Raw genomic sequence first — 13,184 nt, 5'->3', positions numbered from 1 at the left:
GTAGCGCGGCGGCGCGCAATCGCCAAGCAGAATCGGAACAAAAGGGGATCGAAAAAAGCCTTACGGCCGCCGAAACCCCGTCGGTCCGCCATAGAGATAGCCGATGCGGGCGACCGCTTCCTTCAGCCCTTCGCGCGATACCAGCATGGTGTGGCCGTTGGCGTGGATCATGGTTTGGGCGTCGGTCATGATGGCGACGTGACCTTTCCAGAACACCAGGTCACCACGTCGCAACCCCGAAAAATCGGCGCCCGGCTCGAGCGGCTCGCCGACCGAAGCGGCCTGCATGTCGGAATCGCGCAGCACCTCGCTGCCAGCCATGCGCATGGCCAGTTGCACCAGGCCGGAGCAATCGATGCCGAAGCCGGAAACACCGCCCCACAGATAGGGCGTGCCGAGAAACGTCTCGGCCACGGACACATAGTCGCCGGCCACTTCGCCGATCGGCCGCAGATGGCCAGCGATCATGGCTTCACCCGACGGCAGCAGGGCATAGTGCGTGCCGCGTGTTTCCGCGGCACCCGTCACCGTTACGGTCGATCCCATCGACAGTTGCCCGGCGATCGGAAAGCGCAGATCCGGACCGGGATAAAGGAACGTACGCGGCACCGAGACGATATGGGTGGACGCATGGTCCCGCCCGCCCAGCATGGTGTCGGCGACATAGCCGACATAGCCGTCTCGCTGGGCCTGGATCCAAGCCCAGCCTTCTCTGTCTTCGAAAACAAGGACATCGTCGCCGAACAGAGCTTGCGTGTTGACGCCCGAATCCGGCTTCGGCGCCTTCCGGATATCGGCCACAGGCACCGAAATCCGCGCTGGCCGACCCGTGACGAAACGGTCGGCAGCGACTTCTCCTTTCAACCTGGCATCGGCGAGATCGGAGCGGAAAGCATGAAGGCGTGCGTCGTGAGCGGTCAAAATCGGCAACCCTGTTGAATGGGCATATAGTCAGATCGGCAGTTCGTGGGCCTTGGCAATGATACCATCGCCGAAGCGCTCGACAAAGAGCGCGCCTTCAACGGTGCGCTTGATCAGGACATTGCGCTTGTCGAGCTCGTCGCGATGGCGCGACACCAGTTTCAGCGCGCCCATCGTATCGAGCGCACGTGTGATGACCGGCTTGGTGACGTTGAGGCGGGCGGCAAGACCGCGCACCGTATGCGGCGGCGGATCGAGATAGATGGTGAACAGGATCGCCGTCTGACGCATGGTGAGATCGGGCGCATCCTCGCGCACCTGTGACAGCATCACTTGCTGCCACAGTCGCAAGGCCTGGCTCGGGCGCATCGCAATCGACATCGCGCCATCATGACGGCAAATTGTTTCGGTTCCGTTTCAGTTTCAGCAATTTGCCGGCTCTGGTTGCGGCCATCAGCCATAACGCGTCGAGATGATCCGCTCCAGCGCCCGGATGCCTTGCGCCTCGCCACCGGCGGGGCCGTAGGGGCGATCGGCGGGGTTCCAGGCAAAGATATCGAAATGCGCCCAGCTCGCGGCCTTCTCGACGAAGCGCTTGAGGAACAGCGCCGCGGTGATGGAACCGGCGAAACCGTCCGTGGTGACGTTGTTGATGTCGGCGATCTTCGACGACAGTTTCGCATCGTAGGGCCGCCATAGCGGCATGCGCCACAGCGGATCCTCGACCGCCAGCGATGCCGCCGCCAGCTCCGAGGCAAGCGCCTCGTCATCGGTGTAGAAGGGCGGCAGGTCGGGGCCGAGCGCGACGCGGGCGGCTCCGGTCAGGGTCGCCATGTCGACCAGGAGCCGCGGTTCCTCCTCGTCGGCCAGCGCCAGCGCATCGCCCAGCACCAGCCTCCCCTCGGCGTCCGTGTTGCCGATCTCGACTGATATGCCCTTGCGGCTCGCCAGCACGTCACCGGGCCGGAAAGCGTTGCCGGCAATCGAATTCTCGACCGCGGGGATCAGCACCCGCAGCCGTACGTTGAGCCCGGCGGCCATGATCATCGAAGCCAAGCCAAGCACATTGGCGGCGCCGCCCATGTCCTTCTTCATCAACAGCATGCCCGAGGACGGCTTGATGTCGAGGCCGCCAGTGTCGAAGCAGACACCCTTGCCGACCAGGGTGACCTTCGGCGCGCCTTGCTGCCCCCATGTCATGTCGATCAAGCGCGGCGCGCCGGACGAGGCACGACCGACGGCGTGGATCATCGGGAAATTCTGTGTGAGCAGGTCTTCACCCTTGATGACGGAGACTTCGGCCTTGTGGGTCCCAGCCAAGGCCCGCACTGCCCTCTCCAGATCGTCCGGCCCCATATCGTTGGTCGGTGTGTTGATCAGATCGCGCGTCAGGAAAACGCCATCGGCGATGCGGCGAACGCGCTGCGCATCGACGCCGGCCGGCAATTCGAAGCGCAGCGCCTTGCCCGGCTTCTTGCCGTAGCGGGTAAAGACATAGCCGCCGAGCGCCAACGTGATCGCCGCCAACTCCGGCTCGGCCGGCGCCGAGGCGAAGTGCCAGTCGCCTTCCGGCAAGGTTTTCGACAGCGCGCCCAGGCCGAGCGCGCCCTCGCCGTCGCCAAGTCCGAACATGGCGCCGCCGAGCGCTCCGTTCTCGCCGGGCACGGCCAGCGTCCTGCCGGCCTCGCCGGAAAAGCCGTTTGCCCTGGCCCAAGCGACAATAGACGGCGACAGACCGGCCGCCTCCAGGCCGTCCCTGCCGACCAGATGGACCGGCAGTGGGTTCTTCAGCTTGTTCTCGACCAGTTCCACAGCCATCAGATGTTTCTCCTGCCGACTCGCCCGAGTCGGCGCTTCTTAACCCTCCGTTAGGGTTAACAGAATATTTCTGCTGGAGGGAAGATGGCCACGCGCATGAATGGAGGCCCAGGGTGCCGATGCCGACCAACCGCACGATAGACATCCGGGGAAAACGGCTCATCACCACGGCATTCATGCTGGCGCTCGCGGCAGGTGTCGCGGGATGCGCGACCGACAAGCTCACCACCGGCTCGATCGGACGCACCAGCGGCAAGCCACTGGAGACGATGTCGGCGGGAGAACTGCACAATGCCACCGCCGCACTCGGCCAATCCTACGCCAGGAACCCCAACGACAAGCGCATCGCGACCAACTTCGCGGCGGCGCTGCAGATGGATGGCGATGCCGACCAGTCGCTTGCGGTGATGCGCAAGCTGGCGATCGCCTATCCGAAGGACCGCGACGTACTCGCCGCCTATGGCAAGGCGCTGGCCGCCAACGGCCAGTTCGAGGCGGCGCTCGACGCGGTGCGCCGCGCGCAGACGCCGGAATATCCCGACTGGAGGCTGGTCTCCGCCGAAGCGGCCATACTTGACCAGCTCAACCAGAAGGATGATGCGCGCCAGCTTTACCGCAAGGCGCTCGAACTCAAGCCCAACGAGCCTTCGGTCCTTTCCAATCTCGGCATGTCCTATGTGCTGGAAGGGGATCTGCGCACCGCCGAGACCTATATGCGGTCGGCCGCCCAGCAACCGAACGCCGACAGCCGGGTACGCCAGAACCTGGCACTCGTTGTCGGCCTGCAGGGCCGTTTCGACGAAGCCGAGAAGATCGCCTCGCAGGAACTTTCGCCCGAACAGGCACAGGCCAATGTTGCCTATCTCAGGCAGATGCTGGCCCAGCAGAACGCCTGGAGCCAGCTCAAGGATCAGGACAAGGCGAAACTGCCGAAAACCGCCACCAACTGATCACCTCGAGCTTACCGAAAATCGTAGAAAAGCCGCGCCCCCCTGCAGCGCGGCTTTTTGTTTGCGCAGACGAGTTCTGCGTTGGTCTACTGGCTGGTCGACGCGGCCCCGCCGGAGTGATCGCCGAAGATGCCGCGCTGGCTGACCTGGATGCCCGCCGGCCCCAGGATGATGGCGAACAGCACCGGCAGGAAGAACAAGATCATCGGCACGGTGAGCTTGGGCGGCAGGGCGGCGGCCTTTTTTTCGGCGGCGTTCATGCGCATGTCGCGGCTTTCGCTGGCAAGCACGCGCAGCGCGTGCGCCACCGGCGTGCCGTAGCGCTCGGCCTGGACGAGCGCCTGCGACACCGACTTGACCGATTCCAGTCCCGTGCGGCCGGCCAGGTTCTCATAAGCCTGCTTGCGTTCCTGCAGATAGGAGAGTTCGGCGTTGGTCAGGATGAATTCTTCCGCCAGGGCCACCGACTGCGCGCCGATCTCGTCGGCGACCTTGCGCAGCGCGGCTTCCACCGACATGCCGGACTCCACGCAGATCAGCATCAGGTCGAGCGCATCCGGCCACGCCATCTGGATCGACTGCTTGCGCTTGGTCGCGCGGTTGTTGACGTAGAGGACCGGCGCGTAGAAGCCGCCATAGGCAACCAGGACGCAGACGAACAGCCGGATCACCAATGGCTTGTCGGGCAATCCGCCGAGCACGAAGATATAGAACAGACCGAGCGCGAAGCCGACGAAAGGAAGCACCAGGCGGAAGAACAGAAATCGCGTTAGCGGATTCTGCCCGCGAAAGCCGGCAACCTTGAGCTTTTGCAAGGTGGCCTCGTCGGCCAACGCACGCCGCAGATCGAGCCGGTCGACAATGTTGCGCATGCCGACCGACTGTTGCTCGCGCAGACCCTTGCGGCGGCGATCGGCCTCGTTCGCGAGCCGCGCGCGCTGCTTGGCGCGAAGCTCATCACGCTCCAGCGCGACCGACTTCATGCGCGCCTTGAGCTGGTTTCCGCCGATCGCCGGCAGCAGCGTAAAGACGGTTGCGAACACGGCGATGGCGACCAGCAGCGCAATCAGGAAGCTGGGATCCGTCAGTGATTTGATGACTTGTTCGGTCATGCCGCGGTCCTAGACTTCGAAGTTCATCATCTTGCGCATCACGAAGATGCCGATCGACATCCAGACGGCGGCGAAACCGAGTATTAGATGACCGACGCTGGTCGTGAACAGCGGCATCAAATAGTTGGGACTGGAGAGATAGACGAGAAAGGCGACGATGAAAGGCAAGGCGCCGATGATGGCGGCGGATGCTTTCGCTTCCATCGACAGTGCCGCGACCTTGGCCTTCATCTTCTTGCGGTCGCGCAACACGCGCGAAAGGTTGCCCAGCGCCTCGGAGAGATTTCCGCCGGCCTGCGACTGGATCTGGATGACGATGCCGAAGAAACTCGCCTCGGTGCATGGCATGGTTTCGGGCATGCGCAAGGTCGCGTCGGGGATCGACAGGCCCATCTGCTGCGAATCGACTATTCGGCGAAACTCGGTCTTCACGGGCTCAGGGGATTCATTGGCGATCAGGCGCACGGCGTCGTTCAGCGGCAGGCCGGACTTGACCGCCCGGACGATGATATCGAGCGCGTTTGGAAATTCGTTGAGGAACGCCTTGACGCGGCGGGTACGACGAAAAGAAACGAACCAACGCGGCAAGCCGAGCGCTCCGGCGAGCAATATACCGGGCAATACGATCATCGGCGCACCGACCATGAACGCGACGATTGTCAGCGCGAGGCCGCATATGGCCGAATAGATATAGAAACGCTCGATCGGCACCTTCATCCCAGCCTGGCGAAGCTGGGCTTTCAGCGGCGGCTTCTTGACGGCGGTGTCCTTGGTCTTCTGCTTCTCGTCGAGCTCCTTCAGGGAATCCTGCACCGATTTACGGCGCTTGGCCGCGTCCGCCGCGCGGTCGCGCGTCGCCTTGACGACAGAGCGGTCCGTTTCGGCGGCCTTGATCGTTTCAAGCCGCTTTCCGGCCTGTTTCTCATTGCTGATCTGGTTGAACAGAAATGCATAGGCGACCGCGCCGGCGCTGAAGCCGGCGAGCACGACAAACGCCAATACGGTGCCGTCAATTCCAAACATCGACCTGAACCTTCACGCCCGCGGATGCGTCAGTCAGCACGTTTCTCCATGGCTTCGAGCGCCGTGGCGAGACGCTGCTCCTCGCCATAGTATCGAGCCCGCTCCCAGAAATGGGGGCGGCCGATGCCGGTCGAGACGTGTTCACCCAGCAACCTGCCGTTGGCGTCCTCGCCCTTGATGTTGTAGAGGACGATATCCTGCGTGATGATGACGTCGCCCTCCATCCCGATCACTTCGGTGATATGGGTGATGCGGCGCGATCCATCGCGCAGGCGAGCCGCCTGGATGATCACGTCGATGGAGCCGACGACGATTTCGCGCACGGTTTTCTGCGGCAGCGAATAGCCGCCCATGGCGATCATGGATTCGATGCGGTTCAGGCATTCGCGCGGGCTGTTGGAGTGGATCGTTCCCATCGAGCCGTCATGGCCGGTGTTCATCGCCTGCAGAAGGTCGAAGACCTCGGGTCCGCGCACTTCGCCGACGATGATGCGTTCGGGCCGCATGCGCAGGCAGTTCTTGACCAGGTCGCGCATCGTCACCTCGCCCTCGCCCTCGAGGTTGGGGGGACGCGTTTCCAAGCGCACGACATGCGGCTGCTGCAGTTGCAGTTCGGCCGAGTCCTCGCAGGTGATGACGCGCTCATCACGGTCGATGTAGTTGGTCAGGCAATTGAGCAATGTCGTCTTGCCGGAGCCGGTGCCGCCCGAAATGACGATGTTGCAGCGGACGCGGCCGATGATCTTGAGAACTTCGGCTCCCTGCGGAGAGATGGCGCCGAACTTGACCAGCTGGTCGAGCGTCAGCTTGTCTTTCTTGAATTTGCGGATGGTGAGCGCGGTGCCGTCGATGGCCAGCGGCGGTGCAATGACGTTGACCCGCGATCCGTCGGGAAGACGGGCGTCGCAGATCGGGCTGGATTCGTCGACGCGGCGGCCGACCTGGCTGACGATGCGCTGGCAGATGTTGAGCAACTGCTGGTTGTCGCGGAAGCGGATGCCGGTCTGTTCGACCTTGCCGTTGACTTCGATGTAGACGTTCTTGGACCCGTTGACCATGATGTCGGCGATGTCGTCGCGCGCGAGCAGCGGCTCAAGCGGCCCATAGCCAAGCACGTCGTTGCAGATGTCCTCGAGCAGTTCTTCCTGCTCGGCGATCGACATCGCGAAGTTCTTGATCGCGATGATATCGTTGACGATGTCGCGGATTTCCTCGCGGGCGCTTTCGGGATCGAGCTTGGCGAGTTGCGACAGGTCGATCGTATCGATCAGGGCCGAGAAAACCTGGCTCTTGGTATCGTAATAGGTTTCGCTCTTTTCGCGGCCTCTCCTCGGTTCCGGCGCCATCGGTGGCGCCTCGACCGCGCGCCTGGCGGGTGGCGCGACAGGCGCGCTCGGCTGCGGCGTGGCCGCGGGCCGGGCAAGAACCGCTGTGTCCACCGAAACCGCGGCGGCCGGCGCGACCGGCGCCGGTGCCGGCGCCGGCTGGCGAAATTCCGGCTTGAACCGGTTGCCGTCGTCGTTGCCTCTTTTACCGAACATGACCGACTACCGACCCCATTTCGTCACTTCTTGTTGCGCGAGAGCTTGCCGAGCAGACTGCCCAGGCCAGCCTTCTTTTTCGCCCTGATTTCGCTGCGGCCGGTCAGCACATGAGCAATCTCGTTGATCGTGGCCACAACCGGGTTCTTGGCATCCATCTCGCCCAGCATGCGCCCGTTGTTCGCGGCATTGCCGAACAGCAAGGGATCAAAGCCGATGACCGACATCGGCGTCAGGCCGAGCGGCTCGGCGAAATCGGATGGCGAGATCTCCGGCCGCTTGGGTATGCCGGCCTGGTTGATGATCAATTTCGGCGGCGGGTCGTTCGGGCGAAGCCGCTTGAGCATGTCGACCAGGTTCTTTGTGTTGCGCAGATTGGCCAGCTCCGGCGTCGCCGTGATGACGATTTCGTCGGCCTTGACCAGCGTGTTCTTGGCCCATCCCGTCCAGACATGGGGAACGTCGAGAACAAGGAGCGGCACGCTGCGCTGCGCGGTATCGACAAGTTGCGCGAAGGCGTCGGGATCGAAGTCGTAGACGCGTTCCAGCGTCGAGGGCGCCGCGAGCAGCGACAGATGCTCGGCGCATTGGGTCAGCAGCCGGTCGAGATAGACTTCGTCGATGCGCTCGGGCGAGAACACAGCCTCGGCGATGCCTTGGGCCGGATCCTGATCGAAATTGATGTTGGCGGTGCCGAAGGCGAGATCGAGGTCGGCCACAACGACCTCGGATTTGAACAGGGAGGACATTGCCCAGGCAACATTGTGGGCGATCGTGGAAGAGCCGACGCCACCCTTGGCGCCGACGAAGGCGACCGAGCGACCGAGCGGTTCAGCTTCCGGATCGACGAAGATCGACGAGACGACGCTGACGACGTCGGCCATCGACACCGGCGCGATGACATATTCGGAGATGCCGGAGCGGATGAGCTCGCGATAGAGACCAACATCATTGTAATGGCCGATCACCACCACTTTCGAGGATGGATCGCAATATTCCGAAAGCTGGGCGAGCTGCTCCAGCAATTGCTTGGGTTCGCTGCGCGATTCCAGCAGGATCAGGTTCGGTGTCGGCGCCGACTGGTAGAACTCGATTGCCGTGGGGACGCCGCCCATATGGACCTTGAGATGCGCCTTGGTCATGCGGCGGTCCTCGCCGGCGCGCTGGACCGGATTGGCAACGCCCTCCGTCTCGCAGAATGCCTGGATCGAAATACGCGGAACCGGCCGCAACGCCTGCATCGCGGCGACGTCCTGCAGCGAGGTATCACCGCCCTCCACGGTGGCGTCATAGGCAAGGTTGCTCATGGTCATGCTCTTTCCGTGGCCTGTTCCTGACGTCGCTTCTTTCCGAGGGCGGCTTAGTAAGTCACTTCCGAGTTGCCGAGGAATTCATCCGAAATGCCCCTGTCTTGGTAGACACCGATGGCTTTGCTGCGATTGGCCGCATCAATAGTGGTGGACTTGCGCGGCCCGAGAAGATCTCCCGGATTGGCCACCTGGGCGGCAAGATTGTTCTGATAGGAGCAGCCGAAATCGGCGTAGTGCTTGTTCTCCGACGTCTCCACCAGGTCAGCGGGCCAACGACCGCATTTGTCGGTCTGTGCCCTCACCGCGATGTAGGAGACGCGAACCGGGGCTGATGCCTCGCTCGATCCCGCTTGATAGGAGACCACGACGATCCGGTCGCGCTTGATCCCGGCAGCGAACGCGAGCCGAGCGAAATCATGGCCGGCCGCCGTTGCGGCGACTTCGTTGGCCGATCCGCTTGGAATCTGGATCGTCAATGTCGGAGCGGCACTCTTGTCATAGCCGTCGAGGAAACCCAGGAGCGTGTCGCGCTGCGAGCCGGTCATGCCGCGGTCACCGGCGCCAACAGGAAGATCGATCTTCTGGTTTTTCTCGGCGATGACGATCGGATGATTGGTGCGATAGTCGTCGGGGATGGCGCCGACGGTAACGCTGTCGCGCTGGGCACAACCGGCCAGCAGAGCCGACACCGCCACCGCCATGATCGGAAGCGCTCGCAGGCCTATCCGAGAACGGCCGGAGCGCATCGCCATGGTCCTTGCCTTAAGTGCTGACTGAGACATGTCCGCTTTCCCGTTCACTTGTAGATGAAGCCGACAACGCCGTGATAGCGGCCGTTGGGCCTGTCGGTCTGCATGGTGCCGTAGACGCGATTGACGCGCCCAAGGAACATGCCGGCGCCGTCGCTCGGCGGGTTGAAATTGTCGTCCGGCTTGGCCAGCTCATTGCGCGCCACCGGCTTCACCAGATAGGGCGTGATGATGATGACGAGCTCGGTCTCGTTGCGCACGAAATCCCTGCTGCGGAAGAGCGCGCCGAGCACTGGAATCTTCGTCAGCCCGGGCAAGCCGTTGATGGCCTGCCTGACATCGTCGCGAACAAGGCCAGCGATCATCATGGAGCCGCCGGAGGGCAGTTCCACGGTCGTATCGGCAAGACGCTTGCGCAGAGACAGGATATTCGTGCCGGGACTCGTCACACCCGAGGACAGCGAAACGGACCCTTCGGTGGTCGGCTCGGAGACCGACGTTCTGACTTTCAGGCTGATGCGACCGGGAGACAGCACCACCGGCTGGAACTCCAGGCCGATGCCATATTCGATCTTGTCGATGGTATAGTTCTTCAGGCCGGTCTGGTTGTCGGTCGATACGTTCGCGGTGACGCCGCTCACCATGTTGTATTCACCGCCAACCCGGAACGTCGCCTTCTCGCCAGAAACAGCAGTCAGGGTCGGCTCGGCCAGCGTCTTCATGACCCCGGACTGTTCCATGGCGTTGATATAGGCCTGCAACCCCGAGGCGCCGATCGTGAAGCCGGAATTCGACAGTTGCTTGCCGAGGCCGGTGAAATTGTCGCTGAGCGCGCCGTAGCTGATGCCGTTGCTGCCGCCGCTGCCGACCATGTTGACACCGAGCTGCTTCATCACCGAACGGCTGACTTCGGCGACCGTCACCTTCAGCGTGACCTGATCGTCACCGATGATCTGCAGCAAATTGACGATTTGGCTGACGCGGCGCTCCTGGTCAGGGTTGTTGATGTCGACACCGCTCTGGGCCGAGCCGCCGGCAGCGGTCTGCGAATATTGTCCCGTCGTCGCTTCACCGCCGGACACAAACATGTTTGCCAGCTGTTCGGCACGCTTGGCATCCAAGGGTGTATCCACGGTGCCGGTCAGAACCACGTTGTCATTCAGCAGTTCAACCTTGACGGCCGAGGTCGGAAGGAAGCGCTTGATATAATCCTCCAGGCCGGCGACGTCGCGCTCGATGGCCAGATCCAGGCTGGCGATCTGTTCGCCGTTCGGCCCAAAGACGAAGATGTTGGTTTCGCCGACCGCCTTGCCGAAGAGGTAGATACGCCTTGCGGTGCGGGTCACCGCGTCGGCAACGGAGGGATTGGCGACAAGAATGTCATAGGCATCGCTCGGCAGGTCTATGACCACCGACTTGTTGAGGCCAAGCTTGACGCGCTGGGTGGCTGTCGTGGCCGACACCTGCGTGCTCTTCGCCTCGACGCCCTGCACATTCGCTCCGACGAGCAGCAGGCCGAATGCCGTGGCTAGGATGGCCGGCAGTTTAGCGCTTAGCCTCATTTTCTTGCTCCTACTTCGGAGACTTCGCCCGACTTGATCAGCCTCACCGTTCCCCGGCGGCCATTGCCGGAAACGAGATAGTCGGCCTCATCCACATTCTTTTCCTGGGTGTCAGCGATCGCCCGCAGCGCCAGAGTCAGGCGATCCGCCATCTGCTGGGCAACGGTGATGATCTCCGCCTGTTTGGGGGTCAGCTCCAGCGTGGCGGTCTGGCCCACCCTGGTCTTCTTGCCTTCCTCGTCCTCCTGGATGGTCTGGTCGATCGCCAGGACGCGGATATTCTTGAGGATGGTCTCGGTGTTGAAGCCGGCGCCACCGGTGCTGGCATCGGCCCTGCGGGTCATGATGACGTCGACGAAATCGTTTGGAAGGATGAAGCCGCCGGCCGAAGTGTCCGCCGATATCGTCGTTGCGACCGCCCGCATGCCGGAAGGCAGGATGGACGACATGAAGCTTTGTCCCTCGCCGATCAGCTTGGAGCGCCGCACCGGCTCGCCCGCGTACATCGCCACGCGGGCAATCGACCCCTTGAGTTTCTCCAAAGCATCGGGAGCGGTGGCCTTGGTGATGAAATTCGCGTTGATGCCGTCAGCGGGCCAGGATTGCCAGGCTATGTTGTTCTCGAGCGCGTTGCCCATTGCGACATCGCCCGAGAGCACAAGCACGTCCTGCAGGGACACCGCGGGCGCCTGGGGGCCAGAATCGACGACGACCTGAGGCGGCGGAGCGACCATGTTTTTCGCCACATAGCCAGCACCGCCCGCCGCGGCCACCGCCACGCTCAGAATAATCAATCGGGATGCTGGCATCTGTCCGAACCCTCGCCCTTGGCAAACCACGTAGCCAAGCCGGACTTTGCAGCGGCAATCGTCAAAACAAGGTTAATGCAATGCTTACGATCGTGATTAATTTAAGGTTTACATAAATTGGACGGATCGCGCCGCGATGCGCGGAAAGGCTGGGCCGCCGCTCCGTAAAGCCGGCGTGTAAGCCATGTCAGCCCACGAAAAATTTGATGAATTCAGCTCGCCAGCCTTGCCAGCGCCCACACCATCAAAGGCGAGTCCGGGTAGGTCAGCAGGCCACCAAGGCCGAGCGCGATCCCGTAGGGAACACCGGCCGACTCTTCCGCGAAATGCCGCAGGAATGGATTGCGTCCGGTGAAAACCGCCAGCGGCGATTTCCGGTAAAGCAGGATCGCGATCGTCAGAAGGCCGCCGATGATTGTCGAGGCGACAAGATATTCGACGAGTTGCACGTTGAGCCCCATCCACACGGCCGTGGCGGCCAGCAGCTTGGCATCGCCACCGCCCATGCCACCCAAGGCGAACAGGCCGAACGTCACGGCCAGGACGATGGCGCCGGCGGCGAAATGCCAGCCATAGGCCGCCCAGTCCATGCCCGTCAGCGGCGCCACCAGGGCGAAGACGACGACAAGCAGCACCGGCACGCGATTGGCGATCGTCATCGACAACATGTCGGAGATCGCGGCAAACAGCATGCAGAACGGAAAGACGACGAAGATCAGGGCTTCAAGCATCGGCGATTGTGCCTATTGTGCGGATTCCACAGAAACTCAATCTAGGCTGGTTCGATTAACGATTGATGAGGTCAGTGGTGAAAAGACGACTGTTCCGCCGCGGTCCGAAACAAGTAAAATAAAACAGGGGCCACCCTGTGGCGGCCCCTGTCCTGAATGCGATCCGATCGATCGGCAATAAGCAGATTAGCTGCCGCTGCTGTTCAGCGTGCTGCCGATCGAAGTGAACTTGGCGTTGATGGCATTGCCGAGTGCGCCGGCGCCGGTGATGATGGCGAGCGCGATGAGAGCGGCGATCAGACCATATTCGATAGCGGTCGCGCCGGATTCGTCCTTCACGAAACGTGCAAAAAGGTTAGACATTCGAGAGCTCCTACTCCACGTGTTACAGCACTTCCGTCAACTTCTGTGATGGTTGATCGGATGCTGCCAATCTAGGGAGAAGCTCTTTCGATCGGCTTAATAAACAGCCTTACCGATTCCTTTCCCGGCTCGAACCAAGTGCGTGGTTAACTCCATACTAAGCGCTGGCTAATGTTTCGTTTCGCGGGTCAACGCCGCAAAAGGCAAGGGCTTGGGGAAGCTTGCCACCCCCCGCGCCCATCCGGCCAGGCGGGCAGCCATGCCGACCGCTCCATCCGCCGGCGGCAAGCCCACT

Annotated in this window: 13 protein-coding genes; 1 reads left to right on the top strand and 12 read right to left on the bottom strand. The window is 62.4% G+C overall.

What is annotated here, in order from left to right:
• Window positions 1-60 precede the first annotated feature (60 nt).
• The 3 genes from EN845_RS26035 to EN845_RS26025 all read right to left on the bottom strand — a co-directional run bounded on the left by EN845_RS26035 (window position 61) and on the right by EN845_RS26025 (window position 2,739).
• Window positions 61-921 (bottom strand): NlpC/P60 family protein, encoded by an 861-nt coding sequence (locus EN845_RS26035; RefSeq protein WP_127870756.1) that lies wholly within the window; start codon window positions 919-921, stop codon window positions 61-63.
• A 30-nt stretch (window positions 922-951) separates the two neighbouring features.
• A complete protein-coding gene (locus tag EN845_RS26030) occupies window positions 952-1,302 on the bottom strand; it encodes a MarR family winged helix-turn-helix transcriptional regulator (protein WP_015319324.1) in 351 nt (116 codons plus the stop codon).
• 72 nt (window positions 1,303-1,374) lie between these two features.
• Window positions 1,375-2,739 (bottom strand): M17 family metallopeptidase, encoded by a 1,365-nt coding sequence (locus EN845_RS26025; protein ID WP_127870755.1) that lies wholly within the window; start codon window positions 2,737-2,739, stop codon window positions 1,375-1,377.
• Window positions 2,740-2,858: 119 nt separating this feature from the next.
• Between EN845_RS26025 and EN845_RS26020 the strand changes: the two genes are divergently transcribed.
• Window positions 2,859-3,689 carry a tetratricopeptide repeat protein gene (locus EN845_RS26020; RefSeq protein WP_127870817.1) on the top strand — a complete coding sequence of 277 codons (831 nt, stop codon included), beginning with the start codon at window positions 2,859-2,861 and terminating at the stop codon, window positions 3,687-3,689.
• Between the two features lie 86 nt (window positions 3,690-3,775).
• On the opposite strand, the gene EN845_RS26015 is transcribed toward EN845_RS26020, so the two are convergent.
• The 9 genes from EN845_RS26015 to EN845_RS25975 form a co-directional block, all read right to left on the bottom strand.
• Window positions 3,776-4,801 (bottom strand): type II secretion system F family protein, encoded by a 1,026-nt coding sequence (locus tag EN845_RS26015; RefSeq protein WP_127870754.1) that lies wholly within the window; start codon window positions 4,799-4,801, stop codon window positions 3,776-3,778.
• Window positions 4,802-4,810: 9 nt separating this feature from the next.
• Window positions 4,811-5,824, bottom strand: coding sequence for a type II secretion system F family protein (locus tag EN845_RS26010; protein ID WP_127278985.1), 1,014 nt, complete (start codon window positions 5,822-5,824; stop codon window positions 4,811-4,813).
• A gap of 29 nt (window positions 5,825-5,853) precedes the next feature.
• A complete protein-coding gene (locus EN845_RS26005; RefSeq protein ID WP_127870753.1) occupies window positions 5,854-7,365 on the bottom strand; it encodes a CpaF family protein in 1,512 nt (503 codons plus the stop codon).
• A 23-nt stretch (window positions 7,366-7,388) separates the two neighbouring features.
• The gene (locus tag EN845_RS26000) at window positions 7,389-8,672 is read right to left on the bottom strand and encodes a CpaE family protein (protein WP_189343568.1); all 1,284 of its coding nucleotides are present in this window, start codon (window positions 8,670-8,672) and stop codon (window positions 7,389-7,391) included.
• Window positions 8,673-8,725: 53 nt separating this feature from the next.
• Window positions 8,726-9,457: a CpaD family pilus assembly protein gene (locus EN845_RS25995; RefSeq protein ID WP_127278982.1), complete on the bottom strand. Its 732-nt coding sequence runs from the start codon at window positions 9,455-9,457 to the stop codon at window positions 8,726-8,728.
• Between the two features lie 14 nt (window positions 9,458-9,471).
• Window positions 9,472-10,986, bottom strand: coding sequence for a type II and III secretion system protein family protein (locus EN845_RS25990; protein WP_127278981.1), 1,515 nt, complete (start codon window positions 10,984-10,986; stop codon window positions 9,472-9,474).
• On the bottom strand, window positions 10,983-11,795 hold the full coding sequence (cpaB, locus tag EN845_RS25985; protein ID WP_127278980.1) for a Flp pilus assembly protein CpaB: 813 nt from the start codon (window positions 11,793-11,795) through the stop codon (window positions 10,983-10,985). The genes EN845_RS25990 and cpaB overlap by 4 nt, the downstream gene beginning before the upstream one ends.
• Before the next feature lie 212 nt (window positions 11,796-12,007).
• Complete coding sequence (locus EN845_RS25980) at window positions 12,008-12,526, bottom strand: prepilin peptidase (protein ID WP_127870752.1); 519 nt, start codon at window positions 12,524-12,526, stop codon at window positions 12,008-12,010.
• Window positions 12,527-12,712: 186 nt separating this feature from the next.
• Window positions 12,713-12,889 carry a Flp family type IVb pilin gene (locus tag EN845_RS25975; protein WP_056569967.1) on the bottom strand — a complete coding sequence of 59 codons (177 nt, stop codon included), beginning with the start codon at window positions 12,887-12,889 and terminating at the stop codon, window positions 12,713-12,715.
• Window positions 12,890-13,184 lie beyond the last annotated feature (295 nt).

The sequence above is a fragment of the Mesorhizobium sp. M8A.F.Ca.ET.202.01.1.1 genome, from assembly GCF_004791595.1.
GTDB lineage: Bacteria > Pseudomonadota > Alphaproteobacteria > Rhizobiales > Rhizobiaceae > Mesorhizobium.
Note: the sequence above shows the minus strand (reverse complement) of the source record. Positions and strands in the feature narration are given on the sequence as shown.

Bases quoted from the DNA above. Each gene is read 5' to 3' on its own strand.
- EN845_RS26030 (WP_015319324.1), bottom strand. From the start codon at position 1,302: ATGTCGATTGCGATGCGCCCGAGCCAGGCCTTGCGACTGTGGCAGCAA.
- EN845_RS26025 (WP_127870755.1), bottom strand. From the start codon at position 2,739: ATGGCTGTGGAACTGGTCGAGAACAAGCTGAAGAACCCACTGCCGGTC.
- EN845_RS26020 (WP_127870817.1), top strand. From the start codon at position 2,859: ATGCCGACCAACCGCACGATAGACATCCGGGGAAAACGGCTCATCACC.
- EN845_RS26015 (WP_127870754.1), bottom strand. From the start codon at position 4,801: ATGACCGAACAAGTCATCAAATCACTGACGGATCCCAGCTTCCTGATT.
- EN845_RS26010 (WP_127278985.1), bottom strand. From the start codon at position 5,824: ATGTTTGGAATTGACGGCACCGTATTGGCGTTTGTCGTGCTCGCCGGC.
- EN845_RS26005 (WP_127870753.1), bottom strand. From the start codon at position 7,365: ATGTTCGGTAAAAGAGGCAACGACGACGGCAACCGGTTCAAGCCGGAA.
- EN845_RS26000 (WP_189343568.1), bottom strand. From the start codon at position 8,672: ATGAGCAACCTTGCCTATGACGCCACCGTGGAGGGCGGTGATACCTCG.
- EN845_RS25995 (WP_127278982.1), bottom strand. From the start codon at position 9,457: ATGTCTCAGTCAGCACTTAAGGCAAGGACCATGGCGATGCGCTCCGGC.
- EN845_RS25990 (WP_127278981.1), bottom strand. From the start codon at position 10,986: ATGAGGCTAAGCGCTAAACTGCCGGCCATCCTAGCCACGGCATTCGGC.
- cpaB (WP_127278980.1), bottom strand. From the start codon at position 11,795: ATGCCAGCATCCCGATTGATTATTCTGAGCGTGGCGGTGGCCGCGGCG.
- EN845_RS25980 (WP_127870752.1), bottom strand. From the start codon at position 12,526: ATGCTTGAAGCCCTGATCTTCGTCGTCTTTCCGTTCTGCATGCTGTTT.
- EN845_RS25975 (WP_056569967.1), bottom strand. From the start codon at position 12,889: ATGTCTAACCTTTTTGCACGTTTCGTGAAGGACGAATCCGGCGCGACC.